The 15,368-nt window shown below is 70.7% G+C and carries 19 protein-coding genes; 9 read left to right on the forward strand and 10 right to left on the reverse strand.

Annotated elements, in window-relative coordinates; genetic code table 11:
- The first annotated feature begins 4 nt into the window (after nt 1-4).
- Genes ACZ63E_RS21880 through ACZ63E_RS21890 form a run of 3 tightly spaced genes read left to right on the forward strand, consistent with a single transcriptional unit; the run spans nt 5 to nt 1,466 of the window.
- Entirely contained in the window at nt 5-1,066 is a 1,062-nt protein-coding gene (locus ACZ63E_RS21880; protein WP_465337956.1) for an MBL fold metallo-hydrolase, read from the forward strand.
- A complete protein-coding gene (locus ACZ63E_RS21885; RefSeq protein ID WP_465337957.1) occupies nt 1,063-1,215 on the forward strand; it encodes a hypothetical protein in 153 nt (50 codons plus the stop codon). The genes ACZ63E_RS21880 and ACZ63E_RS21885 overlap by 4 nt, the downstream gene beginning before the upstream one ends.
- Nucleotides 1,212-1,466 carry a Smr/MutS family protein gene (locus tag ACZ63E_RS21890; RefSeq protein ID WP_465337958.1) on the forward strand — a complete coding sequence of 85 codons (255 nt, stop codon included), beginning with the start codon at nt 1,212-1,214 and terminating at the stop codon, nt 1,464-1,466. The genes ACZ63E_RS21885 and ACZ63E_RS21890 overlap by 4 nt, the downstream gene beginning before the upstream one ends.
- On the opposite strand, the gene ACZ63E_RS21895 is transcribed toward ACZ63E_RS21890, so the two are convergent.
- The 9 genes from ACZ63E_RS21895 to ACZ63E_RS21935 form a co-directional block, all read right to left on the reverse strand.
- The gene (locus ACZ63E_RS21895) at nt 1,448-2,014 is read right to left on the reverse strand and encodes a dihydrofolate reductase family protein (protein ID WP_465337959.1); all 567 of its coding nucleotides are present in this window, start codon (nt 2,012-2,014) and stop codon (nt 1,448-1,450) included. The two genes, ACZ63E_RS21890 and ACZ63E_RS21895, sit on opposite strands and share 19 nt — an antisense overlap.
- Nucleotides 2,011-2,478, reverse strand: coding sequence for an SRPBCC family protein (locus tag ACZ63E_RS21900; RefSeq protein ID WP_465337960.1), 468 nt, complete (start codon nt 2,476-2,478; stop codon nt 2,011-2,013). Before ACZ63E_RS21900 ends, ACZ63E_RS21895 begins: the two co-directional genes overlap by 4 nt.
- A 2-nt stretch (nt 2,479-2,480) precedes the next feature.
- Nucleotides 2,481-2,822, reverse strand: a complete 342-nt coding sequence (locus tag ACZ63E_RS21905) for an ArsR/SmtB family transcription factor (protein WP_465337961.1) — start codon at nt 2,820-2,822, stop codon at nt 2,481-2,483.
- A 56-nt stretch (nt 2,823-2,878) separates the two neighbouring features.
- A complete protein-coding gene (locus tag ACZ63E_RS21910; protein ID WP_465337962.1) occupies nt 2,879-3,478 on the reverse strand; it encodes an Rv1733c family protein in 600 nt (199 codons plus the stop codon).
- Nucleotides 3,479-3,637: 159 nt separating this feature from the next.
- On the reverse strand, nt 3,638-4,177 hold the full coding sequence (hsaB, locus tag ACZ63E_RS21915; RefSeq protein ID WP_465337963.1) for a 3-hydroxy-9,10-secoandrosta-1,3,5(10)-triene-9,17-dione monooxygenase reductase subunit: 540 nt from the start codon (nt 4,175-4,177) through the stop codon (nt 3,638-3,640).
- Nucleotides 4,174-5,085: an iron-dependent extradiol dioxygenase HsaC gene (gene hsaC, locus ACZ63E_RS21920; RefSeq protein ID WP_465337964.1), complete on the reverse strand. Its 912-nt coding sequence runs from the start codon at nt 5,083-5,085 to the stop codon at nt 4,174-4,176. The genes hsaB and hsaC overlap by 4 nt, the downstream gene beginning before the upstream one ends.
- The gene (gene hsaD, locus ACZ63E_RS21925) at nt 5,085-5,930 is read right to left on the reverse strand and encodes a 4,5:9,10-diseco-3-hydroxy-5,9,17-trioxoandrosta-1(10),2-diene-4-oate hydrolase (protein WP_465337965.1); all 846 of its coding nucleotides are present in this window, start codon (nt 5,928-5,930) and stop codon (nt 5,085-5,087) included. Before hsaD ends, hsaC begins: the two co-directional genes overlap by 1 nt.
- Entirely contained in the window at nt 5,930-7,093 is a 1,164-nt protein-coding gene (hsaA, locus tag ACZ63E_RS21930; protein ID WP_465337966.1) for a 3-hydroxy-9,10-secoandrosta-1,3,5(10)-triene-9,17-dione monooxygenase oxygenase subunit, read from the reverse strand. Before hsaA ends, hsaD begins: the two co-directional genes overlap by 1 nt.
- 33 nt (nt 7,094-7,126) lie before the next feature.
- On the reverse strand, nt 7,127-8,728 hold the full coding sequence (locus tag ACZ63E_RS21935; protein ID WP_465337967.1) for an FAD-binding protein: 1,602 nt from the start codon (nt 8,726-8,728) through the stop codon (nt 7,127-7,129).
- A gap of 100 nt (nt 8,729-8,828) precedes the next feature.
- Between ACZ63E_RS21935 and kstD the strand changes: the two genes are divergently transcribed.
- The 6 genes from kstD to ACZ63E_RS21965 are packed head-to-tail and all read left to right on the forward strand — an operon-like array spanning nt 8,829 to nt 14,248.
- Nucleotides 8,829-10,493 carry a 3-oxosteroid 1-dehydrogenase gene (gene kstD, locus ACZ63E_RS21940; RefSeq protein WP_465337968.1) on the forward strand — a complete coding sequence of 555 codons (1,665 nt, stop codon included), beginning with the start codon at nt 8,829-8,831 and terminating at the stop codon, nt 10,491-10,493.
- On the forward strand, nt 10,490-11,626 hold the full coding sequence (locus ACZ63E_RS21945) for a Rieske 2Fe-2S domain-containing protein (RefSeq protein ID WP_465337969.1): 1,137 nt from the start codon (nt 10,490-10,492) through the stop codon (nt 11,624-11,626). Before kstD ends, ACZ63E_RS21945 begins: the two co-directional genes overlap by 4 nt.
- A complete protein-coding gene (locus ACZ63E_RS21950) occupies nt 11,623-11,880 on the forward strand; it encodes a hypothetical protein (protein ID WP_439378339.1) in 258 nt (85 codons plus the stop codon). Before ACZ63E_RS21945 ends, ACZ63E_RS21950 begins: the two co-directional genes overlap by 4 nt.
- On the forward strand, nt 11,873-12,904 hold the full coding sequence (locus ACZ63E_RS21955; RefSeq protein WP_465337970.1) for a 2Fe-2S iron-sulfur cluster-binding protein: 1,032 nt from the start codon (nt 11,873-11,875) through the stop codon (nt 12,902-12,904). The genes ACZ63E_RS21950 and ACZ63E_RS21955 overlap by 8 nt, the downstream gene beginning before the upstream one ends.
- Nucleotides 12,905-12,914: 10 nt before the next feature.
- Entirely contained in the window at nt 12,915-13,760 is an 846-nt protein-coding gene (locus tag ACZ63E_RS21960) for a MaoC/PaaZ C-terminal domain-containing protein (protein ID WP_465337971.1), read from the forward strand.
- Between the two features lie 32 nt (nt 13,761-13,792).
- Nucleotides 13,793-14,248 carry a riboflavin kinase gene (locus ACZ63E_RS21965; RefSeq protein WP_465337972.1) on the forward strand — a complete coding sequence of 152 codons (456 nt, stop codon included), beginning with the start codon at nt 13,793-13,795 and terminating at the stop codon, nt 14,246-14,248.
- Nucleotides 14,249-14,751: 503 nt separating this feature from the next.
- Here ACZ63E_RS21965 and ACZ63E_RS21970 read toward each other — a convergent pair.
- Nucleotides 14,752-15,291 (reverse strand): DUF5134 domain-containing protein, encoded by a 540-nt coding sequence (locus tag ACZ63E_RS21970; protein ID WP_465337973.1) that lies wholly within the window; start codon nt 15,289-15,291, stop codon nt 14,752-14,754.
- Nucleotides 15,292-15,368 lie beyond the last annotated feature (77 nt).

Here is a 15,368-nt window from a genome sequence, read left to right on the forward strand (position 1 = left end):
GGGCATGAGGAAGACGATCGCGGCGCTGTGGGACCTGCCGGCGGCGTTCGGCGCGAGGGCGGCCGGGGCGCGGGCCGAGCGGGTCCGCCGGTCACCCCAGTTCGACGGCAAGGTGTTCCGCAACGCGGCCCCGCGCCACCCGATGACGGCCGCGTCGATCGGCACCATCTTCCGCGAGATGTTCTTCGGCGAGCACCGCGAGCTGCGCAAACCGGCCGGCGCGGTACCGCTGGTGCAGGCAGCGCCGGTCGAGTCGGCCGAGGGCCTGCACGTCACCTGGCACGGCCACGCGACGGCGCTGGTGGAGCTGGACGGCGCCCGCGTGCTGCTCGACCCGGTGTGGAGCGACCGGGTGTCCCCCGCGGCGTTCACCGGCCCGCGGCGGCTGCACGAGCCACCGGTGCCGCTGTCCGGGCTCGGCCGGATCGACGCGGTGGTCATCTCGCACGACCACTACGACCACCTGGACCTGGCGACGATCCGGACGCTGGTCGCCGACACCGAGGCGCCGTTCCTGGTCCCGCTCGGTGTTGGCGCCCACCTGGAACGCTGGCACGTCCCGGCCGCCCGGATCATCGAGCTGGACTGGCACGAGGAAGCGACGGTCGCGGGCGTCCGGTTCATCTCGACGCCGGCCCAGCACTTCTCCGGCCGCGGCATCACGAACGACCACACGCTGTGGACATCGTGGGCGCTGCTGGGCCCGGTCCACCGCGTGTTCTACACCGGCGACACCGGCTACTTCGACGGCTTCGCGAAGATCGGCGAGGCCCACGGGCCGTTCGACGTCGCCCTGGTCCAGATCGGCGCGTACGCCCCGCTTTGGCCGGACATCCACATGACACCGGAAGAGGGCGTCGCGGCAGGCATCGACGTCCGGGCGAAGCTGCTGATCCCGGTCCACTGGGCGACGTTCCAGCTGGCGATGCACCCGTGGGGCGAGCCGGCGGACCGCGTGTGGCGTGAAGCGAAGGCGGCGGACCTCCCGCTGGCGATCCCCCGCCCGGGCGAGCGCATCGACATCTCGGCACCCCCGCCGGTCGACGGCTGGTGGCAGGCCCTGTGACCGGCGAGCACGAGCGGTACGCGCGTTACCTGCTCGAGTTCGCCAACGTCACCGACGCCGAAGAGCCGGCGCTGGTCACCGACCCGGACGCTGTGCTGCAACCGGCGGGCGGGAAACCGGCGGCCCGGCGAGAACTGGAGCGCGCGTGAAGCTGAAGCTGGACCTCCACGACATCTACAACCGCGGCGGTGAGATCGACCGGGCCCTCCAGGCGATCATCGACGAAGCGGTCGCCAAGAAGGCGCCGCTCGTCGAGATCATTCCCGGCAAGGGCTCCGGCCAGCTGAAGAAGCACGTCCTGCGGTTCCTCGAGCGCAAGGACGTCAAGGCGCTCTACCACCGCGTCGAGAAGGACAAGGACAACTTCGGCCGGGTGTTCGTTCACTTCCGCTGGAAGTAGGTGGTCATCAGGACGCCGGACGGGAACGCCGTCGAACCGGACAGCTCGAACGAGCGCAGCGGGGCGTCTTCGGCGAACAGCCGCTTGCCCGCGCCCAGCAGCACCGGGTAGACGATCAGCACCACCTCGTCCGCGAGCTCGTGCTCGAGCAGCTTGGTCGTCACCGTCGAGCTGCCCGAGACGACCAGGCCGGGGCCGTCCTGCGCCTTGATGCGGCGGACGCCCTCGACGAAGTCCGGTCCGACCCCCTCGGCCGGGCCCCACTTGAGGCTTTCCGGCCGATGGGTGGCGACGTACTTCTTCGCCGCCTTGATGCGGTCGCCGATCGGGTTGCTCGGCGCCTTGCCCCACATGGTCGTCCACATGTCGTAGGTGCGGCGGCCGAGCAGCAGGTCGAACTCGTCGCCGTGCGCGGCCATCACCTGGGCGCCGCCTTCGGCCGTCCGGTACGGCGCCGTCCAGTTCGTGTGGGCGAACCCGTTTTCGTCGGCGGAATGCTGGACCACGCCGTCGAGCGAGATGTGTTCGATGATCTTGAGGGTTCTCATGCCGGCTCCTCCAAGAGCGCGTCGAGCTGGGGCAAGGCGGCACGGAGTCCCTGCTCCATGCCGGGGAACGCCTTTTCCAGGGCTTCGAGGCCGGCGAACCGGGTCACGCTGGTCATGCGCGACCCCGTTTCCGTGGTCTCGAAGACGAACTTCATCGCGGCGGGGCCGTCTTCGTCGCCGTCGCCGTCGTCGGCTTCGAACGAGTCGATGGGGTCCACCGCGGTGAACTTCCACGAGCCGGTCCACTTCTCGCCGTCCGGGCCGGACAGGAAGTACTCGGCGCGGCCGCCGGGCCGGAAGTCGTGGTGGGTGAAGGTGGCGGGCGCGAACGGCGGGCCCCAGAAGCGTTCCAGCTGACGCGGGTCGGAAAACGCTTCCCAGAGACGCTGTTTCGGGACCGGGAAGTCGGCGACGAGCGTGAAACTCAGGTTTTCGGGGTCCTGGGTGACCGAGGTGACGGGCATCGTCATTCTTCTTTCGGTGAGAACATGTCGTCGAGCCGCGCCACGCGGTGGCGCCAAAGGGCTTCGAAGGAATCCAGCAGTTCCCGGGCCCGCTGCAGCCGCTCGCGGCTGGTCGAAACCCGTTGTTCGCGGCCGGTGGCCCGTTTCCGGACCAGGCCCGCGCGTTCGAGCACGGCGACGTGCTTCTGCACGGCGGCGAAGCTCATTTCGTACCGCGCGGCGAGTTCGGACACCGACGGCGTTTCCGTGATCGACCGCACGAGGATGTCGCGGCGCGTGCCGTCGGCCAGGGCGCGGAAGAGCTGGTTGAGCGACTCCTCACTCTCTTCCTGAAGTACAACCATGTGGTTGTACGTTAGCCGTGCCCGACACCCGTGGCAAGACCCGGAAGGGGAAAGAGTCAGAACCGGCTGTCGTGGCGCGCTTCGGACCAGGCGCGGTCCCACGCCACCGAGTGCAGGCGGCTCACCACGAGGCGGGCGGTCCCGTAGAGGCCGGCGAGCGCGCCCGTGACCGCGACCCAGAGCAGGATCGCCGCGAAGACGCCGTCGGCCGCCGAGGTCGACGGCGAGAGCGGCTCGGTCGTCAGCTGCCCGCGCTGGTCCAGCCACACCGAGAGGTGGGTGCCCGCGGGACTGCCCGCGTCGGCCAGGACGTCACCGGTGTGGCGGGCGCCGCGCGCGTCGAACCAGGCGGCCTGGACGGTCGTCTGGTCGGCCGGGGCGCCGGCGCCGTCGGTGCTGTAGGTCTGGGTGGGCGCCGCGACGAGCGAAACCGCCGTCGCCGGGTGACGCGTGGTGCGTTCCTGCTCGGCCCGGGCGGTCTGCGAGGCGTAGGTGTCGGAGCCGAAGGCGGCCGCGAACGGCAGGGCCAGCAGCGCGCCGGCGAAGACCAGCATCAGCAGGGCCGCCTCGACGCGGTCACCGAGCCTGGTCAGAGGGTTGCGGCCGGGGTGCAACCGGCGCCGGAACCGGGCGATCCGTCCGCTGGGCCCACGCATGCGCGACACTCCTCCCCGGGAACACATCATCTCGGTAACAGTGTGCGCTCCGGGGCTCGACTTTCTCTCGCGAATGGGATGCGGCCCACCTGTGAAACCCTGCACAACCACCCGCCTGCGCTAACCCACGGCGATCAGCGGTCACGGATCGTGAGTGGTTCAGAGCCAGTCGTCGGGCCGCGGCCACGGCATCAGCGCCGACAGCGCGTCCCGGGCCGGCTCGGTCACCGCGTACCGGCCGCGGTGGAACAGCAGCGGCCGCGCGTCCGACGGGGTGCCCAGCGCCGTCACCCGGCCGATCACCACGTAGTGGTCCCCTGCCTCGTGGACGGCTTCCAGGCTGCAGTCGATCCAGGTGAGGGCGCCGTCGAGCAGCGGCGCCCCGGACGGCGCGGCTGTCCAGCCGACCCGCGCGAACTTGTCCTGGCCGCGCGCGCCGAACACCGCGCTGACCTCCTGCTGGTCCTCGGCCAGCACGTTGACCGCGAACCGGCCGACGGCGGCCAGCACCGGCCAGGTCCGCGACGTCTTCGCCGGGCAGAACAGCACCAGCGGCGGGTCGAGCGAGAGCGCCGCGAACGACTGGCAGGCGAACCCGGCGAGCGTGTCGCCGTCGCGGCCGGTGACCACCGTGACGCCCGTGCAGAAGTGCCCGAGCACGCTGCGGAAGGCGGTCTGGTCGACCGCCGCGGCCGTCATGAGCCCGGGGGCCGCGCGCCGACCGAGAAGTCGTGCCCCCACAGGGAAACCGCGGTGCTTTCGCGGGCGATCCAGTTGTCGTCGTCGACCTGACGGCCCTCACAGCCGAACTCGACGTCGAAGCCGCCGGGGGTCTTCATGTAGAACGACAGCATCAGGTCGTTGACGTGCCGGCCGAGCGTGGCCGACATCGGCACCTTGCGCCGGATCGCGCGGTCGAGGCACAGGCCGACGTCGTCGGTGTTCTCCACCTCGACCATCAGGTGCACGATCCCGGACGGCGTCGGCATCGGCAGGAACGCCAGGCTGTGGTGGCGCGGGTTGCAGCCGAAGAACCGCAGCCACGCGGGCGGGCCGTCGGCGGGCCGGCCGACCAGCTGCGGCGGCAGGCGCATCGAGTCCCGCAGCCGGAAGCCGAGGACGTCCCGGTAGAACCGCAGCGACGCCTCGTCGTCCTTTGTAGACAAAACCACATGGCCGAGACCCTGCTCGCCGGTGACGAACTTGTGGCCGTACGGGCTGACCACGCGCCGGTGCTGCAGCGCGACGCCGTGGAACACCTCCTGGGTGTTGCCGGACGGGTCGTCGAAGCTGATCAGCTCGTCTACACGCCGGTCGGCCAGCTCTTCGGGCGTGCCCTCCTTGTAGGGCACGGACGCACTGTCCAACCGCGACCGGATCTCGGCCAGTTCGCCCGCGTTCGCCGCCTCCCAGCCGGTGACGGCCAGGCGATCCGCGGAGCCGGGTGAGATGACCAGGCGCGCCGGGAAGTCGTCCATGCGCAGGTAGAGCGCGTCGGGGTTGGTGCCGGTGCCTTCGACCATGCCGAGCACCTTGAGGCCGTATTCGCGCCACGCGGCCATGTCGGTGGCTTCGATGCGGAGGTAGCCCAGTGACCGGATGCCCATCAGGAGCTCCCGAGGAAGTCGAGGGCCAGCCGGTTGAACTCGTCGAACTTCTCCAGCTGGGCCCAGTGCCCGCAGCCGCCGAACACGTGCAGCTGCGCGCGCGGGATGGTCTTCAGCGCGAGCAGGGCGCCGTCGAGCGGGTTGACGCGGTCCTCGCGGCCCCAGATCAGCAGCACGCGCTGCCGCAGGCGGTGGGCCTCGCGCCAGAGCATGCCTTCTTCGTACGTTTCGGGCCGGGCGAACGACATCCCCATCGCGCGCATGGCGGCCAGGGACTCGGGGGTGTTCGCCGCGGCGAAGCGTTCGTCGACCAGCTCGTCGGTGATCAGCGCCTGGTCGTGGACCATGATGCGCAGGAACGCTTCCATGCGTTCACGGCTGGGTTTCGCGCCGAACTTGCCGAGGTTCTTGACCCCTTCGGTCGGGTCGGGCGCGAAGACGTTCACGCTCAGCCCGCCCGGTCCCATCAGGACGAGCCGCCCCGCGCGCTTGCCGTGGTTCAGCGCCAGCCGGACCGCGGCGCCGCCGCCCAGGGAGTTGCCGACGAAGTGCGCGGTCTCGATCTCCAGCGCGTCCATCAGGCCGGCAACGGCGTCCGCGCTGTGGCGGAAGTACTGCGGGTGCTCGACCGGCTTGTCGGAGCGCCCGAACCCGGGCTGGTCGACGGCGATCGTCCGGTAGTGCTTGGCCAACTCCGGCAGGTTGCGCCCGAAGTTGCTCCACGCCGACGCGCCGGGCCCGCCGCCGTGCAGCAGGATCACCGTCTCGGCGTGTTCGGCGCCGGCCTCGTGGTAGTGGAGCTTGAGACCGCCCGCCTGGACGTACTTGCCTTCGGGAGCGGCCATCAGTACATCGCGTTCTCGACGGGGAGCCCGAAGGCGCCGGTGCCGAACATGACGTACGCGCGCTCGGCGTCGTTGGCCGCGTGGACCCGGCCGGCGTGCGCGTCGCGCCAGAAGCGCTGGATCGGCGTGCCGCGCTGGATCGCGCGGCCGCCGGAGTTCTCGAAGAGCCGGTCGATCGCGCTGATCGCGCGTTCCGTGCCACGCACCTGGTCACGCCGGACACGCAGGCGCAGATCGCTCGGCAGCCGTTCCTCGCGCTTGGCCAGCTCGTACAGCTCGTCGATGTTGCGGGTCAGCTGCAGCCAGGCGGCGTCGATTTCGCTGGCGGCTTCGGCGATCCGCACCTTGGCGAACGGGTCCTCTTTGGACTGCTCACCGGCGTACGCGGCGCGCACGCGCTTGCGCTGGTGCTCCACGTGCGCGTCGTAGGCGCCCTGCGCCATGCCGATGATCGGCGCAGTGATCGTGGACGGGTGCACCGAACCGTACGGCAGCCGGTACAGCGGCCCGGGGTTGACGGCCTGGCCCGGCACCTTGCACTTCGACGTCGCGATGAAGCTCAGCGCGCGGTGCTGCGGGATGAAGACGTCCTCGACGACGATGTCGTTCGACCCGGTGCCGCGCAGGCCGACGGTGTCCCAGACGTCCACAATGGAGTAGTCCGCGATCGGCAGGAGATAAGTGCAGAAGTCGACCGGCTTGCCGTCCTTGAACGCCGGTCCGCCCAGCAGCACCCACGTGCAGTGGTCACAGCCGGAGGAGAAGCTCCACCGGCCGGAGAGCCGGTAGCCGCCGTCGACGACTTCGGCCTTGCCCATCGGGGCATAGGACGAGGAGATCCGCACGTCCTCGTCCTCACCCCAGACCTCCTGCTGGGCCTGCGCGTCGAACAGCGCCACGTGCCACGGGTGGACGCCGAGGATGGAGGCGACCCAGCCGGTGGACCCGCACGCGCTCGCGATCAGCTTCACCGCGGTGTAGAAGCTCACCGGGTCGGCTTCGAAACCGCCGTACGGCTTCGGTTGCAGCAACTTGAAGAACCCGGTCTCCTGCAGGGCCTTGACGGACTCCGCCGGCACGCTCCGCGCGTCCTCGGTGTCCTGGGCCCGTTCCCGCAGGACCGGCAGGAGGTCCCGGACCCCGGCGATCACCTGCTCGCTCATGCGCAGTCCTCTCTCGCGTTCACTCCGGCAAGACTAGAACACGTTCTCGTTTTTGTCGAGAACGCCCTGCGCCAGAGCGCTGTTGATCCCCGCCCTGCGGCCGGAAAACACACAGTCGGCCAGGGACAGCCCGCTCACGTACGACCTGGAACAGATTCCCACCGCGGTGCGGCCGGCGGCGTACAGCCCGGCGATCGGCTCCCCCGCCGCGCTCCGGACCGCGCCGGTGTCCTCGTCGACGACCAGGCCGCCGAGCGTGAGCATCGGCGTCGGGTAGCCGAGGTTGGGCCGCACGGAGATGTCGATGAGCGAGAACGGCGGGTTGTCCAGCCGGCGCGCGAACTCGGCGGGCTTGCCCATCGGGTCCTTCGCGCCGTGGTAGGCCTCGACGCTCGCGCGCAGGCCCTCGGCGTTGATCCCGGCCTTCTTCGCGACCTCGTCGAGGGTCGTGCCGGTGACCCGGCCGCGCCGCAGCAGGTACCGCAGCTGGAGGCCCTGGAACCACTGGCTCTGCTTGCCGCCGTCCCGCCGCGCCTCGGCCACGATCGGCGCGTCGACGAGCAGCCAGCCCTTCGCGCCGTGCTCCTCGATGAGCTTCTCCCCGACGGCGGCGCCGTACCGGGACTCGTCGATGACCCGGTTTCCCTCGGCGTCGACGATGATCCCGCCGAGGAACGCGCTCGGCGGCGTGACGAACCGCCAGGCGGAGATCCGGCCCAGCTCGCCGGTCGCGCCCCCGGCCTCGACGCCCATCCGGATGCCCGAGCCGTTGTCGGCGGACGTGCCGAGCGCGAGCCCGCCGCGGTAGGCGGGAGCGTGTTCACGCACCATCTCGCGGTCGGCGATGAACCCGCCCGCGGCGAGCACGACCCCGCGCCGGGCGGTGATCCGCAGCTCCCGGCCGTGCGCGCGTTCGATCCGTTCGACCCGGCGGTGCAGGGACTTCCGCAGCGACGGGACGTAGATGCCGGGTTTGGCCGCGTACTGCGCGAGCCGCCGGTGCCGGGCACGGACCCCGGCAGGCGCGTCGCGGAGGGTGGCGACGACGAGCCCGGTGACGCGGCCGTCGTCGTCGCGGACCAGGTCGCGGGCGTTGGTCTGGGTCAGCACCCGCACCCCGCGCTTCGCGACGGCTTCTTTGAGGCGGGTCATCAGCATCTTCCCGGAGGTCCCGGGGCCTTTGACGCGGTGGCCGCGCGGCGCGGGCTTCGCCGCGGCGCGGAAACCGCCGGCCGCCTCGCTGCCGGAGTAGTAGAGGTAGTGCCGGTCGCTCGGGTACGACGTCTTGTACGGGCACAGGCTGCCCTCGAACGGGACGCCGTTGCCCTCCAGCCAGGTGATCATCTCGCGGCTGCCTTCGCAGAACCGCGTCAGCGTCTGCTGCGAGACGACGTCCCCGGCTTCGAGCCGGAGGTAGGCGTACATCGCGTCGACGGAGTCGTCGACACCGGCGTCGAGCTGCTGGCGGGTGCCGCCACCGGCGTAGACCACACCGCCGCTGACCGCGCTCGCGCCACCGCCCGCGAACCGTTCGACGAGAATGACGTCCGCACCGGCGTCGGCCGCCTCCAGGGCGGCGCAGGCGCCGGCCGCCCCGAACCCCACGATCACCACGTCCGCGACGAGTTCGTCCATGGTCACCACCCTAGAACTGGAACACGTTCTCGTCTATGGTGAGCGAAAGCGGCTCTCAACTGGATACTCTTCAGGTGGAACACGTTACAAGCGAGGTGGCATGACGGAGCAGTTCGACGTTGTCGTCGTCGGCAGTGGCGCCGCCGGGATGACCGCCGCATTGGCCGCGGCCCACCGCGGTCTGAGCGTGGTCCTCCTGGAAAAAGCCCCCTGCTTCGGCGGTTCGACCGCGCGCTCCGGCGGCGGGGTCTGGCTGCCCGGGAACCACGCGCTGCGCGCCGCCGGGATCGACGAGCCGCCCGAGCGGGCGCGCGAGTACCTCGCTTCGATCGTCGGGGACGTCGTCCCGGCCGTCCGGCGCGACACGTTCCTCGAGCACGGCCCCGAGGTGCTGAAGTTCGTCTGCGACCACACGCCGCTCAAGTTCCGCTGGGTCCGGAACTACAGCGACTACCACCCCGAAGCCCCGGGTGGCCGCTCCGGCGGGCGTTCGGTCGAGCCGGTCGCCTTCGACGGGAAGCTGCTCGGTGACGACCTGGCCCACCTCGAACCGCCGTACAGCGCTCCCCCGCTCGGCGTGCCGATCACGCAGGCGGACTACCGCTGGCTGAGCCTGCTGGCCCGGCACCCGCGCGGGGTCGTCCGGCTGCTGTCGCTGGGCGTCCAATGGCTTGCCGGACGGCTGCGCGGGCAGCGGCTGCTGGCCATGGGGCAAGCGCTTGCGGCCGGCTTGCGGGTGGGCCTGACCAGGGCGAACGTCGAGGTCCGGCTGAACACGCCGCTGGTCGATCTCCAGGTCGAAGGAGACCGCGTCACCGGGGTCGTCACCGCCGACGGAGTCATCGAAGCCCGGCGCGGCGTGATCCTCGCCAGCGGCGGCTTCGAGCAGAACCTCGAGATGCGCGAGAAGTACCAGCGCGCGCCGATCGGCACCGAGTGGACCGTCGGCGCGGCCGCCAACACCGGGGACGGCATCACCGCCGGCCTCAAGCTCGGCGCCGCGCTCGACCTGATGGACGACGCCTGGTGGGGCCCGACCCTGCCGCTCACCGGCGGCCCGTGGTTCGCCCTCGCCGAGCGCTCGCGGCCGCGCTGCGTCATGGTCGACGCGCGCGGCGAGCGGTTCGTCAACGAGTCGGCGCCCTACGTCGAGGCCGTGCACGCGATGTACGGCGACGGCGACGGCCCGGGTGAGCACATCCCGACCTGGCTGGTGTTCGACCAGCGGTACAAGGACCGGTACATGTTCACCGGCATCGGGCCGCGCCAGCCGCTGCCCGGCCGCTGGTTCAAGGCCGGGATCGCGGTGAAGTCGGGCTCATTGGCCGGCTTGGCCGCGAAGATGGACGTCCCGCCCGCGGCCCTCGAAGCGACCATCACGCGCTTCAACGGCTTCGCGCGCGCCGGCGTCGACGAGGACTTCCAGCGTGGGCTCAGCAAGTACGACCACTACTACGGCGATCCGCGCACCAAGCCGAACCCGAGCCTGGGCCCCCTCGACAAGGCGCCCTACTACGCGGTGAAGATCGTGCCGGGCGACCTGGGGACCAAGGGCGGGCTGCGCACCGACGAACACGCACAGGTCCTGCGTGAAGACGGTTCGGTGGTGCCCGGGCTGTACGCCGCGGGCAACGTCAGCGCGGCCGTGATGGGCCGGACGTACGCCGGGCCGGGCGCGACCATCGGCCCGGCCATGGTGTTCGGCTACCTTGCGGCGACGCGGCTGGCGCACGAAGATCAAGGGACCACGGGAGGCGAGCGATGACGCAGGAGTCCGTACGCACGATCTACGCCGGTGAGCCGCCGACCCGGTTCGCGCGCGGCTGGCACTGCCTCGGCCTGGCCGAGCGGTTCCGCGACGGGAAACCGCACGCGGTCACGGCGTTCGGCACGAAACTCGTCGTGTTCGCCGATTCGAAGGGCGAGCTGAACGTCCTCGACGGCTACTGCCGGCACATGGGCGGCGACCTCACCCAGGGCAGCGTCAAGGGTGACGAGGTCGCCTGCCCGTTCCACGACTGGCGCTGGAACGGCAAGGGAAAGTGCGTCTCGATCCCTTACGCCAAGCGGGTTCCGCTGCGCGCGCGGACGCGGTCGTGGACGGCGTCCGAGCAGAACGGCCAGCTCATGGTCTGGCACGACCCCGAGGGCAACCCGCCGGCCGAGGAGCTGGCGATCCCGAAGATCGAGGCGGCCGACAGTCCCGAGTGGAGCAACTGGACGTGGGACTCGATCTTCATCGACGGCTCGAACTGCCGCGAGATCATCGACAACGTCGTCGACATGGCGCACTTCTTCTACATCCACTACGCCTACCCGACGTACTTCAAGAACGTGTTCGAGGGCCACATCGCGACGCAGTACCTCAACACCAAGGGCCGCCCGGACAGGGGCATGGCGTCGAACTACGGCGGTGAGGACAACCTGCTGCGGTCGGAGGCGTCGTACTTCGGGCCGTCCTACATGATCAACAAACTGGTGAACTCGTTCCAGGGCTACGAAATCGAGAGTGTGCTCATCAACTGCCACTACCCCGTGACGCCGACGTCGTTCGTGCTGCAGTACGGCATGAAGGTCAAGAAGCAGCACGGGCTCACCGACGAGCACGCGGACAAGATCGCCGCGAAGCTGGCCAAGGGCATCGGCGCGGGATTCCTGCAGGACGTCGAGATCTGGAAGCACAAGACGCAGATCGACAACCCGCTGCTGTGCGAAGAGGACGGTCCCGTCTACCAGCTTCGCCGCTGGTACCAGCAGTTCTACGTCGACGCCGCCGACGTCACCGAGGACATGACCCGGCGTTTCGAGTTCGAAGTGGACACTTCGAAGGCGAACGAGGCGTGGGCGGCGGAGGTGGCCGAAAACCTCGCCCGGCAGAAGACCGAGGCGGAAGTGTGACGACCGCCGAACAGACGGAGTTCCTCACCGGCGGGCTGCGGCCGCACGAGTGCCGCAGCTGCGGGACGTGTGTGCTGGTGAAGAAGAACAGCATCCAGCACACGAGCATCCAGTGGACCTCGCGGCCGGCCGAGACCTGCCCGGTGTTCGCCGACGCGGACGGGCCGTCGGCGCTGCTCGACACGTGCCCGAAGCTGGCGGACAGCATCGGCGACGCGGTGCGCGAGGGCTCGCTGGCGGTGGCCGATGGGTGAGCGCGTCTACACGCTCACGGTCGCCGACGTCGTCGTCGAGACGCCGGACGCGCGGTCGGTGGTGTTCGAGATCCCGCCCGAGCACGCTTCGGCCTTTTCCTACACGGCGGGGCAGTTCCTGACCTTGCGGATCCCGAGCGACCGGACCGGCTCGGTGGCGCGGTGCTACTCGCTGTCCAGCGCGCCGCACGAGAACCGCGTGCAGGTGACGGTCAAGCGGACCGACGGCGGGTACGGGTCGAGCTGGGTCTGCTCGTCTTTGAAGCCGGGGATGCAGGTCGACGTGCTCGCGCCGGCCGGGGTGTTCTGCCCGACGTCGGTGGACGAGGACTTCCTGCTGTTCGCCGGCGGCAGCGGCATCACGCCGGTGATGGCGATCCTGAAGACGGCGCTGGAGCAGGGGTCCGGGCGGGTGGTGCTGGTCTACGCGAACCGTGACGAGAGTTCGGTGATCTTCGCGGGCGAGCTGGCGTCGCTGGCCAAGCGGTACGGCGATCGGCTCGTCGTGGTGCACTGGCTGGAGAGCGTGCAGGGCCTTCCGGACGTCTCGCAGCTGCGCGGCCTGGCCACGGCGTATACGTCGCACGAGGCTTTCCTGTGTGGTCCGGCGCCGTTCATGGCCGCCGTGCGGGAGGCGCTCGGGCAGCTCGGGGTGCCGCGGGAGCGGGTGCACGTCGAGAAGTTCACGTCGCTGACCGGGAACCCGTTCGAAGACGTGGCCGAGGAGCCGGTCGCGGAATCGGACGAAGCGCCCGCGTCGCTGACGGTGACGCTGGACGGTTCGACGCGGTCGTCGGCCTGGCCGCGGCAGCGGAAGCTGCTCGACCACCTGCTGGACGCGGGCATGGACGCGCCGTACTCGTGCCGCGAGGGACAATGCAGCGCGTGCGCGTGCCGGATCGTCTCGGGTGCGGTGAAGATGCTGCACAACGAGGTCCTGGACGCCGAGGACATCGCGGACGGCATCGTGCTGGCCTGCCAGTCGCTCCCGGTCACCGACGACGTCGAGATCAGCTACGAATAGGAGTTTTCGGGTGCTCATCGATCCCGCGGTCGCCATCGGCGCCGAGATCGGCGAGGTGAACTTCGCCTGGACGTCGTCGGACGTGCTGCTGTACCACCTCGCGCTGGGCGCCGGGCCGGACGAGCTGCAGTTCACCTACGAGCAGGACCTGGTGGTGCTGCCGACGTTCGCGACGGTCGCGGCCAACCTCCGGGTGTTCGACCCGCCGGCGGTGTCGTTCCCCGGCGTCGAGATCGACCTGGCGAAGGTGCTGCACGGCAAGCAGGAGATCACCCTGCACCGGCCGATCCCGACGTCGGGCGAGGCGGTGGCCCGTTCGCGCGTCGCGGACGTCTTCGACAAGGGCAAGGCCGCGGTGGTGGTGCAGGAGGTCGCGGTGACGTCGTCGGCCGGCGATCCACTGTGGACGGCACGCTCGAGCATCTTCGCCAGGGGTGAAGGGGGTTTCGGCGGGTCACGGGGTCCGTCGGACCGCCTCGAGTGGCCCACCCGGGCGCCGGACTTCGTGTTCGAGACGCCGACGTTGCCCCAGCAGGCGTTGCTGTACCGGCTGTGCGGCGACCGGAACCCGCTGCACGCGGACCCGGCGTTCGCTCTTGCCGCGGGTTTCGACCGGCCGATCCTGCACGGGCTGTGCACGTACGGGATCGTCGCGCGGGTGCTGGTCGACGAGCTCCTGGACGGCGACCCGGCGCGGGTGGCGTCGTTCGGGACGAAGTTCGCCGGCGTGGTGTTCCCCGGCGAGACGCTGCGCACGCGGGTGTGGCGCGCGGACGGCCGGCTGCTGGTGACGACGTCGGCGGTCGAGCGGGACGACGCGCCGGTGCTGGCCGACACGGTGCTGTCCACGATCTGATCTCCCGGCCGGGCGCCCGCTAACGTGGAGGGGTGACTTCGGAATACTTCGTGGTGCGGGGAACCGTCGAGCCGGGTGACCAGCGCGGCCGTGAGCTGGGGTTCCCCACGGCGAACATCGCACTGAGTGACCAGTCCGGCTCGGTCGGCGACGGAGTGTGGGCGGGCTGGGTCCGCCGCGCCGACGGAACGCACATCCCGGCGGCGATCTCGGTCGGCCGCCGCCCGACGTACTACGGCGCGGACGGCTACCGCCTCCTGGAGGCGCACCTGCTGGAGTTCACGGGCGACCTGTACGGCGAGACGCTGGTGGTGTGGCTCGGGTCGCACCTGCGGGAGCAGCAGGCGTACGCCTCGGCGGAGGATCTGATCACGGCGCTGAAGAACGACATAGCGGCGGCCACCCGCTGGACCACAGCCCACCCGGCAGCCGGCCTGCCCGCCGCCACGGAATCTCCCCTCGGCGAGGTCCAGCAAGTCACCCCCTAACTCCCGCCCTTCTTCACGCCCCGCCGACGATCACGCCGAGCGAGATGCCCCTGGGATCACGCGAGATACCCCTCCAGTCACGCGAGATACCCCTCGGGTCACGCGAGATCCGGCCAGACCAGCCGGGAACCGCCGCTGAGCACGCGAGTCCGGTCTCCAGACACGCGAGTTCCGGCCCCGATCACGCGAGACCCGCCCCCAATCACACGAGACTCCCCTCGGCGCACGCAAGATGCCCCTCCAAGCACGCGAGATGCCCCTCGGGTCACGCGAGATGCCCGCCCCGACACGCGAGATGCCCCGCGGCGCACGCGAGGTCTGGCCGAACCGTCCGGCAACCGCACCTGGGCACGCGAGTCCGGTCTCCAGTCACGCGAGTTCCGCCCCCGATCACACGAGACCCGGGCTCAATCACGCGAGTTCCGGCCCCGATCACGCGAGACCCGGCTTCGATCACGCGAGTCCCGGCCCCCGTCACGCCGCCTCCGGCGAACCGCCCCAGCTCACAAAGCCGAAGCCAGCAGCATGTACCCCATCCCCGCCCCCATGACAGCCCGGCACACCGCCCGCGACGCCTCCCCGGCCCCCGCGGACACCACGACCGATCCCCGCACCGCGAGCACCCCCGTCCGCGCCGCGTCGAACACGAAATACCCCGCCGCCGCCACCGCGACCGCCGGAAGCGCCAGCCGAGCCGATGGGTCCATCGTCAACCACGGTCCGTGGGCCATTCCGCCGTGGGGCATCGCCGTCACCATGTACAGCATCGCCGCCGCCGAAAGCGCGTGGTGGGCGCATGCCTCTCCGCGGCGCCAGGCCAGCGTGAACCAGCCCGCCGTCAGGGCCAGGACCGCTTGCCAGCCCGCCGCCGGGATCGGGCCGCCGATCGGGGAGAACATCGCCACCATCGCGACCACCAGCAGCAGCTCGGCCAGGTCGCCGTGCCGGACGCCCGCGCCGAGGCGGCCGTAGTCGAGGCGGGCCAGCCGGCGCAGGCACGGCAGCGCCAGCAGTGCGAACACCGCCGTGAGCGCCCAGTCCATCCCTACGAGCAGCCGCACGAGGGGGCGCGGGGGTCGAGCGGCTCCGGCATGGCGACCTCACTGTGCGTCGTGGGTGG

The organism is Amycolatopsis sp. NPDC104819, from assembly GCF_055583145.1.

Coding starts and splice junctions, on each gene's coding strand:
- kstD (WP_465337968.1), top strand. CDS start 8,829: ATGACGGAGCAGTTCGACGTTGTCGTCGTCGGCAGTGGCGCCGCCGGG.
- ACZ63E_RS21970 (WP_465337973.1), bottom strand. CDS start 15,291: ATGGACTGGGCGCTCACGGCGGTGTTCGCACTGCTGGCGCTGCCGTGC.
- hsaC (WP_465337964.1), bottom strand. CDS start 5,085: ATGGGCATCCGGTCACTGGGCTACCTCCGCATCGAAGCCACCGACATG.
- ACZ63E_RS21935 (WP_465337967.1), bottom strand. CDS start 8,728: ATGGACGAACTCGTCGCGGACGTGGTGATCGTGGGGTTCGGGGCGGCC.
- hsaB (WP_465337963.1), bottom strand. CDS start 4,177: ATGACGGCCGCGGCGGTCGACCAGACCGCCTTCCGCAGCGTGCTCGGG.
- ACZ63E_RS21905 (WP_465337961.1), bottom strand. CDS start 2,822: ATGGTTGTACTTCAGGAAGAGAGTGAGGAGTCGCTCAACCAGCTCTTC.
- ACZ63E_RS21895 (WP_465337959.1), bottom strand. CDS start 2,014: ATGAGAACCCTCAAGATCATCGAACACATCTCGCTCGACGGCGTGGTC.
- ACZ63E_RS21955 (WP_465337970.1), top strand. CDS start 11,873: ATGGGTGAGCGCGTCTACACGCTCACGGTCGCCGACGTCGTCGTCGAG.
- ACZ63E_RS21945 (WP_465337969.1), top strand. CDS start 10,490: ATGACGCAGGAGTCCGTACGCACGATCTACGCCGGTGAGCCGCCGACC.
- ACZ63E_RS21900 (WP_465337960.1), bottom strand. CDS start 2,478: ATGCCCGTCACCTCGGTCACCCAGGACCCCGAAAACCTGAGTTTCACG.
- ACZ63E_RS21910 (WP_465337962.1), bottom strand. CDS start 3,478: ATGCGTGGGCCCAGCGGACGGATCGCCCGGTTCCGGCGCCGGTTGCAC.
- ACZ63E_RS21880 (WP_465337956.1), top strand. CDS start 5: ATGAGGAAGACGATCGCGGCGCTGTGGGACCTGCCGGCGGCGTTCGGC.
- hsaD (WP_465337965.1), bottom strand. CDS start 5,930: ATGGCCGCTCCCGAAGGCAAGTACGTCCAGGCGGGCGGTCTCAAGCTC.
- hsaA (WP_465337966.1), bottom strand. CDS start 7,093: ATGAGCGAGCAGGTGATCGCCGGGGTCCGGGACCTCCTGCCGGTCCTG.